This window comes from Arthrobacter sp. E44 (assembly GCF_041877125.1).
GTDB lineage: Bacteria > Actinomycetota > Actinomycetes > Actinomycetales > Micrococcaceae > Arthrobacter.
Genome location: NZ_JBHDJA010000011.1, coordinates 83,371 through 101,297, shown reverse-complemented (window position 1 = coordinate 101,297; position 17,927 = coordinate 83,371). Strand labels below are relative to the sequence as shown.

Below are 17,927 nucleotides of genomic sequence, written 5' to 3'. Positions count from 1 at the left end.
GCCAACTACGTGGAGCGTAGCAGCAGGCAGAGAGGTCAGGACACCCCCGCAAGAACCCCGTCGATCCGGGTCAGCAGCCCGGGCCAGCCGTTGCCCATGCCCTCGATGGCGTGGCGGCCCATGGGGGTGTCGAGCTGGAAGCCGGCGTGCTCGAAGTGGAGGATGGTGCCACCCTCGACGGGTTCCAGGCGCCAGGTGATGGTGGTGTCCAGCTGGCCTTCAGAGAAGAGGAAGCTGATGGATCTGCCGGGGTCTACGGTAAGGACTTCGCACTGCTGCTGGCCCCACGCGTCCATGTCCATGGTGAAGCGGTGGCCCACCACTGGCGCGATGTTGCCCGGCGCCCACCAGCGGGCCAGCAGTTCAGGGGTGGTCAGCGCGGCCCAAACTACGGCAGCCTGGTGCGGGTAGCGGCGTTCCAGCCGGATGGCGCTCTCGGTCATGACGGTTCCTCCTCGTCCAAAAGGTCGGCCAGGGCATCCAGCCGCCCGTTCCAGTAATGCTCGAAGTGCTGCACCCAGCCGCCGATCTCGGCGAGCCCGGCGGGCTGCAGGTGGTACACCCTGTTCCTGCCCTGCCGCTCCTCCCGGACCAGCCCCGCCTCGCGGAGCACGGCAAGATGCTCGGACGCGGCCGGGCGGCTGAGATCCAGCAGGCCGGTAAGCTCGCCGGCTGTCCGGGGACCCTGCCTCAGCTCGTCCAGGATGACGCGCCGTCCCGGGTTGGACACTGCGGCGAAGACATCGGGAAGCACAGCAACAGTATATGTCGGGAATTTCCGACATATACTATCTGCGCTCCTGTGTCAGCAGGAAGAGACTCATCCATTAGGCTCACTTTTGGTCCAATTTGGACCTTTACTCGGCGACGCCGAACCTTTGGGGCTAATTCATGGTGGGAACTGGCGGCACTTCAACAATCGGCATGCGTCCACCCCTGGTTCGATCGATAGCCGGGTTCGCCGTCCTGCTGTCCCTGGGACTGGCGGGATGCGCTTACTCGGGCGCCCCACCCCAGGCGGAACACGCCGCCGCAGCCGTGCCAACGTCCCCCCTTCGCCCGTCGCCGCGAGGCCTCCCGTGAGTGGAGAAACCGTGCGGGACTCGTTTGGCAACGTGGACTTCTACACTACAGTTGCCGGCGACACGCTTCCGGCAGTGGCGGCGGCATACAAGCTATCCGAGGCGAAGGTCGCCGGGTTCAACGGACTCCAGCCCGGAACTCCCCTCGCTCCGGGCACGAAGCTCCGGCTGATTCCGGCCGACCCCATGCCAGGCGCGAAGGGCGCAGCGACGGTTGACGCAAACGGCATTCCAACGGGTTACACAATAGAACCCGACGAGAGCCTGGCCGGCATCACCTACCGGTTCAACCTGACCGAGAAGCAGTTGGCGGAAGCGAACAAAGTCCCGTTCACCTACGAAAAGGGGAACGCCTACTTCATCCAGGCCGGCAAGGTCATCCAGCTGCAGAAGAAGCCGGTGGACAGCAGGTCCGGCTCAGGCCCCTCGATCAACAACTCATTCGGCCAGACCGTCTTCTACACGACCGTGGACGGCGACTCGTTCGACAGTCTTGGCTACAAGTTCCGGTCCACCACGGCACAGATCCTGCTGTACAACCCTGGACTGTCGGCGGATCAACCCATCCCTGGAGGCATTAAGGTTCGACTGATACCCGGTGAACTGAAGATCGAGGGCGCTCAGGGAACGTTCACCGCCGACGACCAAGGGATTCCGCTGACGTACACCACGGCTCCCGGGGACACCGAGCGGCAAGTTTCTTTCCGCTTCGGCGTCACTGACCTGCGCTCGGCCAACCGTCCGAGCACGGGCACGGCCGGGGTTTGGTATGACTTCACCGACCTGCCCACCGGCGAACTGGCGCCGGGCCAGACCATCAGCGTGGCGCTGGACAAGCCCATCAATAAACCCGGCAACTGACGTCCGCCCGCTCCCCGTCCGGGTGGGGCCCGACCCTCCAGGCTTTTACTGGCGGCCGGAACTGACCCGCCGGCCCACCGCGTAACCAGCCCAGAAGGCGAGCACCAGCAGCCCGGCCACCATGATGGCCAAGCCAATCTGTGTGCCTTGGGTGATGAAGGCTGCGCCGGGCACGCTGAACGGTTTGTTGCTCAGCGGCGCGTAGGCGAACCAGCCGGTGAAGTCCCGGTTCAGGTACGCGACCAGGCAGCCAACCAATACGGCGGAAACGCCCAATAAAGGCACTACGGCGACAGGAACCCTGTCGCGTCTGGACGGCGGGCGTTCGTCAGGCGTGTTGTTCTCCCCCATGCACGCGAGTGTAGCCGCGGGCGCTCTCCTGTGCGCAAACGCCGGTCGTGCAGCACTTCAGCCACTCCAAAAACATTCGCCTCTCCTATTGCTGAGAAACCGCTTTCTCGATAGGGTCCTTGTCAGCGCCCTCCAGTGATCGGCGTCATTGTGGACCGCGGACCGGGGGCGCAGTTCATTCCAATGACGGAAGAGAAAAATGCGAAAACGCAGTGCCTACATGTCTTTATCCGCAGCACTGGCAGTAGCCGGAGCGCTCATCATTCCAACCCAGGCAGAGGCAGCACCAAACCCTGCCGCCGGCCCAATCGCGCAAACCGTCCAGACACCGCTGGAGCGCCAGGTACTCGGTGAAAACAACGGCTGGGCGTCCGAAGGGACGGGAACCACCGGCGGCTCGGCAGCAACCGATGCCCACGTCTACGACGTCCACAGCAAGGCCGAAATGCTGGCGGCCTTCGCGGATGCCGGCACGCAGCCGAAGATCGTCCGGGTTTACGGAACCATCAACGCGAACACGGCCCCGGACGAAACCCCGCTGACCTGCGCAGACTATGCCGCAGGAACGGGCTACAGCTTGGAGCAGTACCTCCAGGACTTCGATCCCGCTACCTACGGCCGCAGCCAGGAGCCGGCCGGCCCGCAGGAGGACGCCCGCCGCCTGGCCGCGGCAAAGCAGGCAAAGACCATCCGCTGGGACATCCCCAGCAACACCACCATCGTCGGAGCGACCCCGGACAGCAGCATCACGGGCGCGGCAATGCGCATCAACGGCGCCACCAACGTGATCGTCCGCAACCTGACGCTGCAGGATTCGGCCGACTGCTTCCCCGCATGGGATCCGACTGACGGGGCCGAGGGCAACTGGAACAGCGAATACGACCTGCTGCAGGTCATCAACAAGGCAACCCACGTGTGGATCGACCACGCCGCCTTCACGGACGCCCCCAACCTGGACAGCTCGCAGCCGCTCTACTTCAACCGCCCCTACCAGGTGCACGACGGCGCAGTGGACGTCACGAACGGCTCGGACCTGGTGACCATGTCTTACAACCGTTTCTCCGACCATGACAAGCTGCTCCTGATCGGCTCCACAGACTCTGCCACCCGTGGCGACCCCGGCAAGCTCCGCGTCACCATCCACCACAACGTGTTCGAGAACGTTGGCCAGCGCGCCCCACGGGTACGATTCGGCCAGGTGGACGTGTACAACAACCACTACAAGGTGGCGGCGGACAGCCCCATCCCCTATGAGTACAGCCTGGGGGCCGGCTTCAGCTCCCACCTGTACGCGGAGGCCAACGCCTTCACGCTGCCGGATGGAATAACGGCCGCGGACATCATCGGGCGCTATAAGGGAACGCAGATCACCACCGTCGGCAACGCCGTCAACGGCAAAATTACGGATATACGCGCCGAGTACAACGCCGCTGCTGCGCCTGCCGACCAGTTGGCCGAGGACACCTCATGGACGCCCGCCTTCCGTACCCAGGTCCACCCGGCCCAGGCCGTACCGGCCCTGCTGAAGGACTCCACCGGACCCATCTTCACCGCCGGAGGAAACTCCTGATGCCGGCCATTCTCCCCAGCCGCCGCTCCATCCTGGCCACCTTGGCCCTTGCTGCCGGCACCACGGCATTCTCGGGGACGAACGCGGCAAACGCCTTCACGCGAGCCAGCCCCGACCCCACGAAACCCCGCACCAAGCCCGTCATTTTTGTCGTCGGGGACTCGACGTCGTCGGCCTATCAGCAGTCGGAAAGGCCGCGCGCCGGGTGGGGGCAGGCACTGCCCCTCCTGCTGGGGCCGCAGGCGACGGTCTTTGATTATGCCTGGTCAGGCGCCTCCTCCAAGAGCTTTGCCGACGCCGGCCTGCTCGACCGGGTGCTGGCCCTGATGCAGCCGGGTGACTACCTGCTCATCAGCTTCGGCCATAACGACGAGAAGGTTGCAGACCCGGCCCGCGGCACGCTTCCAGGCTCCACCTTCAAGGAGTATCTGGGCCGCTACCTTGACGGCGCCCGAGCTCGGGGTGGCACGCCTGTGCTGGTCACTCCAGTGGAACGCCGCCGCTTCGATTCCTTCGGCAACGCCAAGGATTCCCATGGTGAGTATCCGCAGGCTGTCCGGGAACTTGCTGCGGCGTCCGGCACTCCGCTGGTGGACCTGACGGCGTCCTCGAAGCAGTGGTGGCAGGACCTGGGGCCGGAAGGAACCAAGTCCCGCTTCCTGTTCCTCGCCCCGGGCCAGTACCCGCAGTATCCCCAAGGATCCGAGGACAACACGCACTTCCAGGCCCTCGGTGCAGTGGAGGTGGCCCGCCTGGTGGCCCGCGAGCTGCAATCCAAGCAGATCGTCCCGCCCGGCTACTTCCTGAATATCGACGCCGGCACCGAACCCCTGCTTGAGATGTACTGGCCGAGTGAGCGTCCGGTGGACCTGCCGGTAACGCTCGACGTCGGCCCTGGCAGGACGTTCACGACGGTGCAGTCGGCAGTGGATTCCGTCCCTGAGGGCAGCCTCCAGCGGACGGTCATCAGGATCCAGCCCGGCATCTACCGCGAAGCTATACGGATCCCGGCCACCAAGCCCCGAATTTCGTTCATTGGACAGGGCGGCCGGCCAGAGGACGTGGTGCTGGTCTACAACAACGCGTCGGGCACTCCCAAGCCGGACGGAAGCGGGAACTATGGCACTTCGGGAAGCGCATCGGTCCGCGTCGACGGGCCGGATTTCGTGGCACGGAACCTGACCATCAGCAACGATTTCGATGAGGCCGCCAACCCGGGCATGAAGGACCGCCAGGCAGTCGCCCTGCACATCACCGGAGACCGGTCGGTACAGTCCAACGTCAGGTTGCTGGGCAACCAGGACACGTTGCTGGTCAACTCCCCGGGCGCAGGTGTCCAAGCCCGCTTCTACTTTGACAACTGTTATGTGGACGGGGACGTGGATTTCATCTTCGGCCGCGGCACCGCTGTATTCAGCGGTTGTGAGATCAAGAGCCTGGACCGCGGCTCGACGACGAACAACGGGTACGTCACCGCCGGCAGCCAGGACCTGTCCATTAAGTACGGGTACCTCTTCGACCGGTGCCGCCTTGTCTCGGACGCGGCCCCGGGTTCCGTCCACCTTGGCAGGCCGTGGCACCCGAGCGGTGATCCGAAGGCGGTTGCGCAGGTGCTGGTCAGGGATTCCTGGCTGGGCCCGCACATTTCTGGGACGCCGTGGACGGACATGAGCGGCTTCTCCTGGCAGGAGGCGCGGTTCGTCGAGTACAACAACCGCGGCCCAGGGTCCCAGGTAACGCCTGACCGTCCGCAGTTGCCCGGGCCGGAGGCGGGCAACTACACGGTCCGGAACTACCTGCAGGGAACCGATGGCTGGGCCCCGCAACTGGCAGGTTCGACGGCGGACTGCAGTGTGGTGCCGGCGGAGGAAACGGCAGCGTAACTGCAGGGAAGGTCCGGTTCACTATGGAGCCGGGCCTTCCCTGTCCGTCATCCCTAGCCGGACGCACAAGACGGGTCTAGGCTGGGCGGATGTTGACCATCGGCACTATCGTCCTCGGCGTCAACGACGTCGCAGCCGCCACAAAGTTCTGGCATGACGCCCTGGGCTATGTCCCCCGGGAACCGGGTGACGAAACCTGGGTGACCCTGGTGCCGTCGTCGGGCCCGGGCGCGGAACTGTCCCTCATGCTCAGCGAAACCCCCGTCCAGCACCACCCGCGGATCCACCTGGACCTGTATGCGGACGACCAGTCCGCGGAGGTGGAGCGGCTGGTGTCGCTCGGCGCCCAGCGCGTGGATTGGGACTCGTACCCGGACGATCCCGACTTCGTGGTCCTGGAGGATCCGGACGGGAACAGGTTCTGCGTCATCGACAAGAGCCCGCGCTAGCAAAGCCCGGGAACAAGCCCGCCGCCCAGCCCGTTGGCATCCGTACAACCGTCACCTCTTAAGGGGCGGCAGCGACGGAAGGGAACTCATGGTCAGGGCTATCTGGAACGGAAAAGTCATCGCCGAATCCGCGGACACCGTGGTGGTGGAGGGCAACCATTACTTCCCGCGCGACGCCGTCAATCCCGCCTATTTGCGGGACAGCAGCAAGAATACATTTTGCCCGTGGAAGGGCACGGCCAGTTACCACACCCTAGAAGTGGACGGCGAACTGAACGAGGCCGCGGCCTGGTACTACCCCGAGGCCAAGCCGCGCGCCAAGCACATTGAGGACCGGATCGCTTTCTGGCGCGGCGTCACCATCGAGGTTTAGCGGACAGAAGAAGCGGACGACGGCGGGTGCTAACCCGGCGTCGTCCGCTTAGCTTTAGCGGTACGCCGCCGGCGTTCAGCGGTGGTTCTTGCGGTGCTTTACGACATGCAGTTCGCTGGCTTCGGTTTTCGCCCGTTTTTCGGCCCGCTTTTCGAGAATCGACTTACCGACCTTCTTGGCGGCACCACCCTTGGAGGATTTTCCTGACATCGGAATCACGCCTTCCTTTCCCGTGATAACCGCTACCATACCCACTTTTGTCTGTTTAGCCAGCCCCCGTTTTCCCGCAGCCCAGAGCCGCACAAACCACCCATCCCAGGTCATCGCCAATCGCGGGCCGGATGCTGCTTACCGCCAAAATTCACCGAGCCTCCTCACAAGGGACTTGCCTTGGTTGTACCCGGCTAGCGCGGCTCCCGGGCGGAGTGACAGGTCCATCGCGTTGGGGCCGAACATGTGCTCGGCGTCGCTGTCCGGAAAGATCGTTTCGACCAGGCTGCCGCCCGCCCGCAGCTCCTCGACCTGCGCCCCAAGTTGCATGCCCCACTCCAGCGGCATGCGGGTCCTGCCGCCAAAGGGCGAGAGAACCACGACGCGGCTGCATCCGGCGGCCAGGTCGGCGTTCTCGTTGCGCCGGTAGCCGCCGTCGATATAGTTGCTATCCCCGATCCGGTACGCGGAGGCGCTGGAACAGCTGGCCGCCACGGCGTCCACCAAGCTGACACCGCTGTCTCTGTGGAACACCGCGGGGTCCCCGGTCCTCGCGTCGACTCCAGTGATCAGCAGCTCATGGTCCGGCCACTCCTGCCGGGGCAGCCGCCCCGCCACAATGGCCCGCCACCGCACCGAGCCGTCGTAGTCCGAAGCCAGGTCGAGTGCAGCCGCCCCCATTCGGCGCCGCATCTCCGCGGCGTTCCCGGCGGCGGCGATGATCCGGCCGGTCCGCTCCAGGTGGTCGGGTACAGACCCGCCCAAAGCCGGAGGTCCTCCCAGGCGCGGCCGCTGCGGGAGCGGAGCGGCCAGGACGGCGGCATAGAGTTCTGCGGGAATGGCGCCGGCGATCTGGGCAGCGGCTGTGGCTCCTGCCGATGTTCCGATGACCCTGTCGGCGTTGGTCACGTCCAGGCCTGCGTCGGCCAGGCCAGCGAGGACGCCGATCAGCCAGGCATTGCCGGTGGATCCCCCGCCGCCGAGGACCAGTGCGCGGCCGGATGCCGCAGCGCCACTGGCACCCGGCATGAAAGAAGGTGTTGTGTTCATGGGAGTCGCCTTTCGCGAAGTGCCTGTTCGGCGCTCCCTGTGGCGCGGCCAGGTCAGCCGTGGATCGTGGGCTGGGAGGGAGCACCCATTGCGGATACAGCTTTCATGGGTCTCACCTCCTGAGGTCGCGTCACGATCAGGGGAATCTTGGCACACCAGCAGTGCCACCCGCAACGGGTAAATTTGAGGCGATGATTTCGATTGACCGGGACAGCCCCACGCGCCACGACGTCCACCTGCTCCTGAGCGAACACTTGGCCGATATGTACGCCACCTCGCCCGCCGAAAGCGTTCACGCCCTGGACCACTCCGCGCTGGCCGCCCCCTCCATCACGTTCTGGACCGCCCGCGAGGACGGCAACCTGCTGGGGTGCGGCGCACTCAAACTGCTGGGCTCCCCCACGGGTCCCGTAAGGCAGGGCGAGATCAAGTCCATGCGCACCACGGCATCCGCCCGGGGCCGGGGCGTGGCCACGCTCATGCTCGGGCACATCCTCGAGGACGCCCGGACCCGGAACATTGAGCGGGTCTACCTGGAGACCGGCACCGAGGACTACTTTGCCCCCGCGCGGCGACTCTACGCCAAGCACGGTTTCACGGAATGCCCGCCCTTTGCGGACTACGTGCTGGATCCCAACAGCGTCTTCATGGAGCTTCGTCTCTAGCCGAGGAGACAGACTTACCGCGGAAAGTGCTTGGGCGCTCCGCTGGATTCCCGGGGAATGAGTGTCGGCAGCGATTTCCGGATGTGGGGTTCTTTGCCGGGGTTCACAATGAGGTCGATCGCGGTAGCGGCGATCTGGTCCAGGGGTACCCGCACCGACGTCAGGGGCGTCGAGAGCCGGGCTGACAGGGGTATGTCGTTATATCCCACGAGGGCCAGATCTTCGCCGATCTCGATTCTGTAGTGGTGAGCAGCCGCAATGACGCCCATGGCAATGTTGTCATTGGCTGCAAATATCGCCGTGGGCCGGCCGCCTGGAGCATTTCCAAGCAGCGCCTCACCTGCCGAGTAACCGTTCTCGATGCCGTAGCCCGCCGCGATAAGCCACTCGTCGCGGATCTCGATATTCGCCTCCGCGAATGCCTTGCGGGCGCCGGCCAACCGCCCGATGCCGGTGGACGTGAAATCCGGTCCGGTAACTACTGCAATGTCCCTGTGCCCCAAGTCAACGAGGTGCCGGACGGCAAGGTAACCCCCGACCTCGTCGTCACCGATCGCCGACGGACTCTCGCCGTCTGTCCGCAGCACCAGGGCGTGGGCAACGCCCCGCTGCCGCAGGCGCCGCGGAAGGTCGTCGTCGAGTCGAGCTGTAGCGAGGATAAGCCCGTCCACGTTCCGATCCAGGAGCGTTTCAGCCGCCCGGCGCTCGTCATCGGGATCATCACCACTGGTAGCCACCATGGCAAAGTAACCCCGCCCCGAAGCGGCGCGTTCCAGGTGCTCAAACATCAGTGCCATGACGGTGTCGCTAAGTCTTGGCACCAGCACGCCAAGTGTCCGGGTTTCACCCCGCCGAAGGCTTGAGGCGAAAGAGTTCCGGCGGTAACCCAGTTCTTCGGCCACCTTGCGCACGTGCGCTGCAGCGGCTGAGCGGGATCCGGTGCCCCGCTCGTCAAGGGCGCGGCTTGCCGTGGAGATACTGACCCCGCTGGCTTTGGCCACGTCCTTGAGAGTGACAGGCACGCCTGTTGCCACCGGTTCCATCTGAGTACTCCTGTTCGACTTGGGGTTGGAAAACACTCTATTTCCTCCTTCCGGAAATATTGCCCTTGACAGTGAGCTGGACCACGCCCATGATTGAAAACGTTCCCGCAAACGTTCTCATCATAGCGGGACTACCGACCATCAAAGAAGACAAGAAGGTAGCTGCAATGGCACTCGATCTCCGCGGGCTCAGCCCCGCACCTGTCACCCCGTTCACCGAAGATGGCGCTGTCGACTTCGCTGCGATCCAGCGTCTGGGTTCGTGGCTCGGATCGATTGAAGGCGTGAAGAGCCTCGTCGTCCTGGGACACGCCGGCGAAGGCACGTTCCTCACCGAAGAAGAGCAGCTGGACGTTATCCGCGCGTTCGTGGCGTCGACCGACGGCCGTGTACCGGTCGTGGCGGGCATCACCAAGGAAGGCAACAAGACTGCAGCCCTCGAGGCCAAGAAGGCCGTCGAAGCTGGCGCATCAGCTGGTCTCGTCTACCCCTCGCACGGGTGGCTGCGCTTCGGTTACCAAAAGGGCGCCCCGCAGTCGCGCTACCAGGAGATCTATGAAGAGTCCGGTCTGCCGCTGATCCTCTTCCAGTACCCCGACAACACCAAGGCGACGTACGACCTCGACACCCAGCTGGAGATCGCCGGCCAGGAGGGCGTGTTTGCTACGAAGAACGGTGTCCGGAACATGCGCCGGTGGTACACCGAGATCCCCGCGCTGCGCGCCGCGTACCCCGAGCTTCAGGTGCTGTCCTGCCATGATGAGTACCTGCTGCCGACCATGTTCGATGTCGACGGTTTGCTCGTCGGCTACGGCAATATCGCCCCCGAACTGCTCGTCGAACTGATCGAGGCCGGCAAGGCGCAGGACTACAAGCGTGCACACGCAATTCACGAGCGGCTGCTGCCGGTGACCCAGAACGTGTACCACCGCGGGTCCCACATGGAGGGCACCGTCGCCTTGAAGTGGGGCCTCGTGAACCGCGGCATCCTCGACCACGCCACGGTGCGCACCCCGCTCCTGCCCCTGCCGGATGGCGCCGAAACCGAAATTGCGGAAGCCTTCGCCGCCGCAAACATCGGCAAGGTCACCGCCACTGTCTGATCCACGGATCCTGAGGATGGCGGGAGCAACTCCCGCCATCCTCCCCTAGGCTTTAGCCATCTCCACTCTTGGTCAATGAGGACCCCAGCATCACCGCTGGAGAAGGAGGACTCGCAATGCGCGAGCCGAACAACACCACAACCATGGCGGGCGGCCCCAATGCCGCCAGGATCAATGCAGAGCTCGTAGCCCGCCTCGAGAGGCTCCCGCTCACCCGGCGCCTGACCCTGATCCGCGTGGTTATCGGGTCAGCCACGTTTTTTGACGCGTACACCGTCCTGGCCATCGCCTTCGCGATGCCCCAGCTGTCCACCGAATGGCACCTCACCGCCGGGGAAATCGGAATGATCCTCTCCGCCGGATACGTCGGCCAAATCTTCGGATCACTCTTCTTCGGCCAACTCGCCGAACGCATCGGACGCCTTCCAGTCCTGCTCATCACCATTCTTCTCTTCGTCTCCATGGACGTTGCCTGCCTCTTCGCATGGGGCGCCACGTCAATGATCATCTTCCGGTTCCTCCAAGGCATCGGCACCGGCGGCGAAGTACCGGTCGCCAGCGCCTACATCAACGAATTCGTCGGAGCCAAGAAGCGCGGCCGCTTCTTCCTCCTCTACGAGGTCATCTTCCCCGTCGGACTCATGTTCGCCGGCATCGCAGGCTACTTCCTCGTCCCGGTCGTTGGATGGAAGGCCATGTTCATCGTCGGCATCATCCCGGCCCTCCTTACCATCCCCATGCGCTGGCTCATGCCCGAATCCCCCCGCTGGCTAGCCGCACGCGGCCACATCAACAAGGCCGAGACAGTCGTCGCCATGCTCGAAAAAGAAGCACTCAAAGCCGGACACATACTCACCGAGCCCGTTGTGCGCCCTGTGGACCCGAAAGCAACAGCCCGCACCAGCTGGCGCGAACTTTTCTCAGGCATTTACCGCAAACGCACACTGATGATCTGGATGCTCTGGATCTGCGTCTACATGGTCAACAACGGCCTTATCACCTGGCTCCCCACGCTTTACAAACAGACGTTCAACCTGCCGCTGCAGACCAGCCTCGCCTACGGTTGGGTCACCTCGGCCGTAGGCGTCGTCGCGTCGATCATCTGCGCACTGCTGATCGACCGCGTAGGCCGCAAGCGCTGGTACTCATGGGCCTTCCTCGCCGCCACGGTGCCGCTCGTCGTGCTCACCGCCTTCGGTGCCGTCTCCGCCACTCAAGTGGTGGTGTTCGCCAGCATCGCCTACGCCATCCTCCAGACCATCTCTTTCTCCCTCTACCTCTACTCCGCCGAGCTCTACCCCACCCGGCTTCGTGCCATCGGCACCGGCTTCGGCAGCGCCTGGCTTCGGGCCGGCTCGGCGATCGGCCCCATCCTGGTCGGCTACATCGTCGACAACTACGGCGTAAGCGTAGTCTTCACGGTCTTCGCAGCAGTCGCTCTCATCGGTGGCCTGATCACCATCTTCTTCGCCATCGAAACCAAGGGCCGCGTCCTCGAAGAACTGTCGCCCTGACCGTCAAGCCGAAACAGCAAACAGAAACGGACGACGGCGGGTGGGCCACCCGCCGTCGTCCGCTTTCCTGTGTCCCGGCTTGCTAGAGTTGCCCGCCCGGGCCGCTGTCCTTGACGTCACCGCGCCAGCCGCCGGTTTCAGTGCCGCGCGATTCAATGAAGTCCTTGAACTTCCGCATGTCAGCTTTGACCTGCACCTCGTCGATCTTCAGCGCCGCGCCAGCCTTTTCCGTGACGGTTTCCGGTGCCCACTCGAAATGAACTTTGACCTTGGTGTGGTTGGCATCCAGCGGCGTGAACCGGACGATGCCGGCATGAGACTTGCCATCGGTGCTGCGCCAGGCGATCCGGTCATCTGGCTCCTGGTCGACTATTTCGGTGTCGAACTCCCGCTGGACACCGCCCACCTTGGTGACCCAGTGGTTGGTTCTGTCGGTCAGCTGCGTCACCGATTCCACTCCGGACATGAACTGCGGAAAGGATTCGAATTGGGTCCACTGGTTGTACGCGGTCCGCACCGGAACCGCGACCTCGACGGCCTCTTCGACCTCTTGAAAGTGTTCCATCTGCTTCCTCCTCATGACGGACGGCCGCAACGGCGGACCGGCAGATTCGGCCTTCCTGCCAGCCAGGCAGCCGCCACCCCGTCACGATAGATCCGGCGCCTACCCGTGTCCAGAGCCTTAATGCCGAAGTGGACAACGGCGGGTGGCCCCGCCGTCATCTACTTTCCATTAAGCGCCTAGCGGCTGAAGGGGACCTTTTCCCAGCTCAGGACATCTGCGCCCTGGGCGCTGTTACCGGACACCGTGAAACGGACGTAGTCCACGGCGTTGTTGGCGCCGTCAACGGTGATGTGCTGCAGATCGTCGGCGGCCGGCGAGCCGTAAATGCCCAGCCAGGGCGAACCGGCGCCGAGGGGCTGGTTTTCGGCGAAGACGTGGCTGTCGCCGTTGACCAGGTAGACCGGGGCGTCGAAGTTGTTGGTCTCCTGGGCGATGGCCTGCACGATGTCGCGGAAGCCGGACACGGTGTCCGGGTTGACGGTGGCGTCGGCCAGGAGCGACGGGTCGAACATGTCGGCCTGCTGCATGAGCACCACGGCCCGGTCGTTACTGCGCCTTGCGTCGGTGAAGGTCTGGTGGATCTGCGCGATCACGGCACTCGTGCGGTGATCCACCTCGGCCAGCTGCTCCGGGGTGGGCTCGGTCTTGCCCAGGCCAGTCCACGGCAGGAGGGAATTATTGCTGCCCTGGACGTTCAGCACAGAGAAGGCCACCCGGTCCTTGTCGAAGCGGACGTCCTCGGGAAGCCCCAGGTTTTCCTGCGACTTCAGCGGCATGGTGGCGCCCAGCGTCTTGCCGGGCTGGTTGAAGAAAACCTCCCGGATCTTGTCCAAGCGCTCCAGTGGGTTGTATGCGCCGTTGTTGGTGCGGTGGCAGTCCACCCACTCGTTGTCACCGGGTGTGTAGACCAGCGGGTGGGTGAAGGTGTCGAACTGGGCCCGGATGTAGGAGAAGTACTCGTCCGAGCAGACGGAGGAGCCATTCTTTATATCGCCCACATGGGCTACAAACTTCAGGCCCTTGTCCGCATTGAGGTCCTGGATGCGGGAGGGGAACTTTGCGATCTCGGCGGCGCCGTAGGGGATGTCGCCGATCGCGGCGAAGGTGAAGGCCTGGTTGTCGCTGTTGTTGTCTTGGCTGCTTTCGGCGAAGGCGGGCTGCGACGCAAGGAGGCCGAACGTCAGGGTCAGTGCCGCCGTCGTGATTTTGACTGTCTTTGAAGGCATGGGGATGGTCCTTTTGTGGTGTCTGGACGGGCTTACGCGCCGCGGGCGGCGAGGAACTGCTGGAGGCCGGCGAGGTCGTCGGTGTTAATGTGGTCCACGCCGGCGCCGGCCAGTTCGGTCCAGACGGCGTCGCGGGCTGCGCCGGGCTGGTCCGGGGTGGCCCAGAAGCGGACGCGGTAGCCGGTGGCATGCGCGTTGGCCACGAAGGCCCGTAGTTTGGTGCGTTCGGCTTCGGGCATGGGGCCGACGCCCTGCCAGGTGAAGAGCTTGGTCCAGTTGTCGCTGACCAGCGGCATCAGGGTGGCTGGCAGGCCGGAGGTGAGCTCGGCTGCGCGGCCGTCGTAGAAGCTGAAGCGCTGGGTCTGCGCCTGCATGGTGGCCAGCGGGCGATTGCCGCTGATGACTGCGGTGACGGGACCGGTCTTGACGTTGCCATTGGTGTAGCGGCTCATGATGTCGCGGTGCTCGGCCAGTTCCTTCTCAACGGCGGCGTAGGTGGCCTCACCCTCGCTCTTGATGTCGATCAGGAGCTGCAGGCTGCCGTCCCACTTCGGGTAGACACTGTGGCCGGGCTGGCTGCGGACCAGTGCCTGGAGCGGGTCGAGGTAAAGGCTCTCGAGGGTGACGCCCTGCTTGGCGTCGGCGAGGTCGTGGGCCACGCGCAGTTCGCCGTCCACCAGCCAGACGTCCGCCTCGACGCTGGTGAAGCCGTGCTCCAGTGCGTCGAACAAGGGACGGCCATGCTCATAGTCGTTATGCGCATGCGTCCCGGCAAGCGGTTGGCCGACGACGACGGGCGCGGGCTCGGGTGCCTCGGCCCGGACGTGGGCAGGAGCTGGTGCCGCCCCGGCCAGGGTGGCGAGAAGGGCGACGGCGGCGAGGGTGGTTTTTACGAACACGCAGTACTCCTGGTACCTCGGGGATTTTTTGCCCAGCGGTTAGCGCGCCGGGCGAAGGGTGCGTGAAAAGACTGGTTGAACTGCTGAAACGGGGTGAGGCCCCTTGGTTGCTGGGTGGTGAACGAGAGGGAACAACAGAACTGGGAGCTAAGTGATGTCGACCTGTCGTGGGCATCGGCCAGCCGCGGGCGGCACCCTAAGAGGCAATGAGGTAATCAACGAGCATTGCTTCCAGTGGGCTCGATTCTTCGGGCAGGCACCCCGGGGGCCAGACCGTCGGTTCCCGGTCCGCTTGTTCAGCGTTGTACTTGCGACCGGTGGGCGAGACCCAGCCCGCTGGCTCGTTCCGGGCAGCTGGACCCGGACTCCAGCCGGTTCGATGCTTGAGCCGGTGGTGCTTGGGGCACAACTGTCCCAGATTGCTGATTCCGGTGGGGCCTCCGTGCTCCCAGGCTGTGAGGTGGTCCGCCTCGTTGTCCTGGCTGTGGTTGCTGCAGCCAGGAAAAGTGCATTTTCCATCGCGCATCTTCAACCACCTCTTCAATGACTCCGGGAGGCGGTAGCTAGTCCGGCCAATTTCCAGCGGCGCTCCATCACGAGGGTCCACCAAGACCCGGTAGAACGAACCTGCACCCTCCGCGACAAGTTTGCGTGCCATGGATGCCGGGATGGGCCCGTATCCGTCAAGCTCGGCGGGTTCGTCGGTTGTGCCGAGGACGGAAAAGACCGGGACCGTGACCAACACGTCCGCCTTGATGGACGGCCCGGACCCGGAGGAGTGGCCGGAATCCCCTAACAGCCGCTCTGCCGCTACGTCCGCCTTGATCTGGGTGAGGGTCCGCGGCTCATTTGGGCCCTGCAGCCCACGCGCTGCGGCGGACGTCTTGTTCCAGATGGCACAGGCCTTATCCGCGGCCATATACAGCGAAACCCAAGCCATCCCGTTGCGGTCCGGGGAGTACTCCATCCGCCGGTCCTCAACCGACTTCGCGTGCCTGGCCTCAAGGGACTCCGGATGGTGGCGTTCCCGCCAAGCACGTACCTTGCGCCGGAAGCGCGCCGGCGCCAGTTCCCCCACCGCGGCACCCCTTGCTGCGTTGGGCGCTTCCGGGTCCAGGAAGTGCGCCTCAAGTGCAGCAGCAGCGGCATCGTTCAGCCCAGTGGTTTCGTCGACCATGATCCGCGCGTGCTGCCACGAGATTTTCCCCGCCGCCAAGGCATCCAACGCCGCAGGCAACGTTGTGGTCAACGCGTGCGCCTCACCCAGCAGCCCCGACGCTGCACGCTCACCGATGGTAAGAACGCAGGCGACCTCCGCCACCAGGCTCATTTCGCGAGCTGATGACTCATATGCGCTTTCCGCCGGTCCCTCCATGGCAGAGGTTGCTTCTGCATACTCCGTCAGCAAGCGCACTTTGACGGCCGCAGTGGCCGCTTCGATCCGGGCCACAATGCCTAAGCCGTCCAGGTAGGAATCTGCAAGTTCGCGAAGCGGATCATAACCGTCGGTGTCATGAGCGCGATCCGCAGTCTCCGGAGATCCGCCCAGGACTCCGGCCAACTCGTCCGCCAGCCCGCCCAGGAACGTGGCGGCGTCGGCCACCCGGGCCTTGCCTCCACTGTCCAGAACCGCTTTGGTTTCCATAACCAAAGCCTGCCACCAGGGTCCGACATTCCACGTTTGGCTCCCAGGGCCCGGTCAGTCAGCTCAGCGGGCGGACTGGTTCTACCGGTATGTGACGCCAGGGCACGAGCGCCCAGTCATGACGTCACTCCTGGCGGAACGCCGAAATCCCCGTAATTCGCTGGCCCAGAATCAGGGTATGGACCTCGTCCGTACCCTCATACGTCCGCACTGATTCAAGGTTGTTGGCGTGCCGCAGTGGCGAGTAGTCCAAGGTAATTCCGTTTCCTCCAAGGATGGTGCGCGCTTCGCGGCAGATGGCAATGGCCTCCCTGACGTTGTTGAGCTTTCCTACGGAGATCTGGACCGGCTCGAGCGTCCCGGCGTCCTTCAGGCGGCCGGTATGGAGCGCCAGCAGCGTTCCCTTCTGAATTTCCAGCAGCATATTCACCAGCTTTTCCTGTGTGAGCTGGTACCCGGCGAGGGGCTTGCCGAACTGGAGCCGGTCTCCGGCGTAGGCGAGCGCGGCTTCATAGGAGTCCCGGGCAGCACCCATTGCGCCCCAGATGATCCCGTAGCGGGCCTCATTCAGGCACGAGAACGGGCCGCTGAGTCCAAGGGCGCCGGGCAGCAGCGCAGTGGAGGGCAGCCGTACGTCATCGAGGCTGATGTCACATTGGATTGACGCCCGCATGGACAGCTTCGAGCTGATGGGCGTAGCAGTGAAGCCGGGGGCGTCCGTCGGGACGATGAACCCGCGGATACCTTCGGCGGTATTCGCCCAGATGATCGCAATCTGGGCCACGGAGGCAAGGCCGATCCAGCGTTTGGCCCCGTTAATGACCCACCCGCCGTCTCCATCGGGTGCCGCAAAAGTCGCCATGCTGGATGGGTCGGAGCCGGCCGTCGGCTCGGTGAGCCCGAAGCAGCCGATCTTCTCGCCCCGCGCCATCGCCGGCAGGTTTTCGTTCCGTTGCTCCTCGGACCCCCACTTGTGGATGGCACTCATGGCCAGGGAACCCTGGACGCTGACGAAGGTCCGAAGTCCTGAGTCGCCGGCTTCCAACTCCATGGCGGCGATTCCGTACTCGACCGCGCTGCGGCCCGGGCATCCGTAGCCCTTCAGATGCATCCCGAGGACCCCCAACTTCCCGAGCTCGGGAACAAGCTCGAGCGGGAAACGGGCGTCCTCGTACCAGCCAGCAATGTTGGGCCGGATCCGTTCATCCACAAAGTTACGGACCGTGCTGCGCAGCTCCAGCTCCGCGGGGGTCAGGAGGCTGTCGAGGTTGAGCACGTCGTCGAAGACCAGGGCGGGTGCGGGTGCGGTTACGGTCACGGGGTTCTCCTGGCAGGTCAAGGGTGGGTCGGTGTCGGCACGGGCGTGATTTGCACCACCCGGTGACCTGAACCACTGTGCCAGTCTGATTGCCGTCAAATCCAATACCTAATAAGGATT

At 64.4% G+C, this 17,927-nt stretch carries 19 protein-coding genes; 8 read left to right on the top strand and 11 right to left on the bottom strand.

Going from position 1 to position 17,927, the window contains the following annotated elements; genetic code table 11:
* Window positions 1–35: 35 nt before the first annotated feature.
* Both ACETK3_RS11795 and ACETK3_RS11790 read right to left on the bottom strand, forming a co-directional pair.
* Complete coding sequence (locus tag ACETK3_RS11795) at window positions 36–443, bottom strand: SRPBCC domain-containing protein (RefSeq protein ID WP_373992953.1); 408 nt, start codon at window positions 441–443, stop codon at window positions 36–38.
* On the bottom strand, window positions 440–754 hold the full coding sequence (locus ACETK3_RS11790; protein WP_236820525.1) for a helix-turn-helix transcriptional regulator: 315 nt from the start codon (window positions 752–754) through the stop codon (window positions 440–442). Before ACETK3_RS11790 ends, ACETK3_RS11795 begins: the two co-directional genes overlap by 4 nt.
* 340 nt (window positions 755–1,094) lie before the next feature.
* On the opposite strand from ACETK3_RS11790, the gene ACETK3_RS11785 reads away from it, so the two are divergent.
* On the top strand, window positions 1,095–1,943 hold the full coding sequence (locus ACETK3_RS11785; RefSeq protein ID WP_373992952.1) for a LysM peptidoglycan-binding domain-containing protein: 849 nt from the start codon (window positions 1,095–1,097) through the stop codon (window positions 1,941–1,943).
* Between the two features lie 45 nt (window positions 1,944–1,988).
* On the opposite strand, the gene ACETK3_RS11780 is transcribed toward ACETK3_RS11785, so the two are convergent.
* The gene (locus tag ACETK3_RS11780; protein WP_373992951.1) at window positions 1,989–2,294 is read right to left on the bottom strand and encodes a hypothetical protein; all 306 of its coding nucleotides are present in this window, start codon (window positions 2,292–2,294) and stop codon (window positions 1,989–1,991) included.
* Window positions 2,295–2,514: 220 nt separating this feature from the next.
* On the opposite strand from ACETK3_RS11780, the gene ACETK3_RS11775 reads away from it, so the two are divergent.
* The 4 genes from ACETK3_RS11775 (at window position 2,515) to ACETK3_RS11760 (ending at window position 6,569) form a co-directional block, all read left to right on the top strand.
* Window positions 2,515–3,864 carry a polysaccharide lyase family 1 protein gene (locus ACETK3_RS11775; RefSeq protein ID WP_373992950.1) on the top strand — a complete coding sequence of 450 codons (1,350 nt, stop codon included), beginning with the start codon at window positions 2,515–2,517 and terminating at the stop codon, window positions 3,862–3,864.
* Window positions 3,864–5,747 carry a pectinesterase family protein gene (locus ACETK3_RS11770; RefSeq protein ID WP_373992949.1) on the top strand — a complete coding sequence of 628 codons (1,884 nt, stop codon included), beginning with the start codon at window positions 3,864–3,866 and terminating at the stop codon, window positions 5,745–5,747. Before ACETK3_RS11775 ends, ACETK3_RS11770 begins: the two co-directional genes overlap by 1 nt.
* An 89-nt stretch (window positions 5,748–5,836) precedes the next feature.
* Complete coding sequence (locus tag ACETK3_RS11765; RefSeq protein ID WP_236799722.1) at window positions 5,837–6,196, top strand: VOC family protein; 360 nt, start codon at window positions 5,837–5,839, stop codon at window positions 6,194–6,196.
* 88 nt (window positions 6,197–6,284) lie between these two features.
* Entirely contained in the window at window positions 6,285–6,569 is a 285-nt protein-coding gene (locus ACETK3_RS11760; protein WP_373992948.1) for a DUF427 domain-containing protein, read from the top strand.
* A 75-nt stretch (window positions 6,570–6,644) separates the two neighbouring features.
* Here the strand turns inward: ACETK3_RS11760 and ACETK3_RS11755 are convergent, their stop codons facing one another.
* On the bottom strand, window positions 6,645–6,824 hold the full coding sequence (locus ACETK3_RS11755) for a hypothetical protein (RefSeq protein ID WP_373992947.1): 180 nt from the start codon (window positions 6,822–6,824) through the stop codon (window positions 6,645–6,647).
* Window positions 6,825–6,917: 93 nt separating this feature from the next.
* Window positions 6,918–7,829 (bottom strand): patatin-like phospholipase family protein, encoded by a 912-nt coding sequence (locus ACETK3_RS11750; protein ID WP_373992946.1) that lies wholly within the window; start codon window positions 7,827–7,829, stop codon window positions 6,918–6,920.
* A gap of 191 nt (window positions 7,830–8,020) precedes the next feature.
* Here ACETK3_RS11750 and ACETK3_RS11745 point away from each other — a divergent pair, with 191 nt between their 5' ends.
* Window positions 8,021–8,494 carry a GNAT family N-acetyltransferase gene (locus ACETK3_RS11745; protein WP_373992945.1) on the top strand — a complete coding sequence of 158 codons (474 nt, stop codon included), beginning with the start codon at window positions 8,021–8,023 and terminating at the stop codon, window positions 8,492–8,494.
* A 14-nt stretch (window positions 8,495–8,508) separates the two neighbouring features.
* Here ACETK3_RS11745 and ACETK3_RS11740 read toward each other — a convergent pair whose 3' ends face one another.
* The gene (locus ACETK3_RS11740) at window positions 8,509–9,537 is read right to left on the bottom strand and encodes a LacI family DNA-binding transcriptional regulator (RefSeq protein ID WP_373992944.1); all 1,029 of its coding nucleotides are present in this window, start codon (window positions 9,535–9,537) and stop codon (window positions 8,509–8,511) included.
* Between the two features lie 167 nt (window positions 9,538–9,704).
* On the opposite strand from ACETK3_RS11740, the gene ACETK3_RS11735 reads away from it, so the two are divergent.
* Entirely contained in the window at window positions 9,705–10,640 is a 936-nt protein-coding gene (locus tag ACETK3_RS11735; protein WP_373992943.1) for a dihydrodipicolinate synthase family protein, read from the top strand.
* 116 nt (window positions 10,641–10,756) lie between these two features.
* Window positions 10,757–12,154 carry an MFS transporter gene (locus ACETK3_RS11730; protein WP_373992942.1) on the top strand — a complete coding sequence of 466 codons (1,398 nt, stop codon included), beginning with the start codon at window positions 10,757–10,759 and terminating at the stop codon, window positions 12,152–12,154.
* 82 nt (window positions 12,155–12,236) lie between these two features.
* Here the strand turns inward: ACETK3_RS11730 and ACETK3_RS11725 are convergent, their stop codons facing one another.
* The 5 genes from ACETK3_RS11725 to ACETK3_RS11705 form a co-directional block, all read right to left on the bottom strand.
* On the bottom strand, window positions 12,237–12,719 hold the full coding sequence (locus ACETK3_RS11725) for an SRPBCC family protein (RefSeq protein ID WP_236820533.1): 483 nt from the start codon (window positions 12,717–12,719) through the stop codon (window positions 12,237–12,239).
* 176 nt (window positions 12,720–12,895) lie between these two features.
* Window positions 12,896–13,945, bottom strand: coding sequence for a hypothetical protein (locus ACETK3_RS11720; RefSeq protein ID WP_373992941.1), 1,050 nt, complete (start codon window positions 13,943–13,945; stop codon window positions 12,896–12,898).
* A 32-nt stretch (window positions 13,946–13,977) separates the two neighbouring features.
* Complete coding sequence (locus ACETK3_RS11715) at window positions 13,978–14,844, bottom strand: phosphatidylinositol-specific phospholipase C/glycerophosphodiester phosphodiesterase family protein (RefSeq protein WP_236799729.1); 867 nt, start codon at window positions 14,842–14,844, stop codon at window positions 13,978–13,980.
* A gap of 196 nt (window positions 14,845–15,040) precedes the next feature.
* Window positions 15,041–16,489 (bottom strand): DUF222 domain-containing protein, encoded by a 1,449-nt coding sequence (locus ACETK3_RS11710; RefSeq protein ID WP_373992940.1) that lies wholly within the window; start codon window positions 16,487–16,489, stop codon window positions 15,041–15,043.
* Between the two features lie 124 nt (window positions 16,490–16,613).
* Window positions 16,614–17,807 carry an acyl-CoA dehydrogenase family protein gene (locus ACETK3_RS11705; protein WP_373992939.1) on the bottom strand — a complete coding sequence of 398 codons (1,194 nt, stop codon included), beginning with the start codon at window positions 17,805–17,807 and terminating at the stop codon, window positions 16,614–16,616.
* Between the last annotated feature and the right edge of the window lie 120 nt (window positions 17,808–17,927).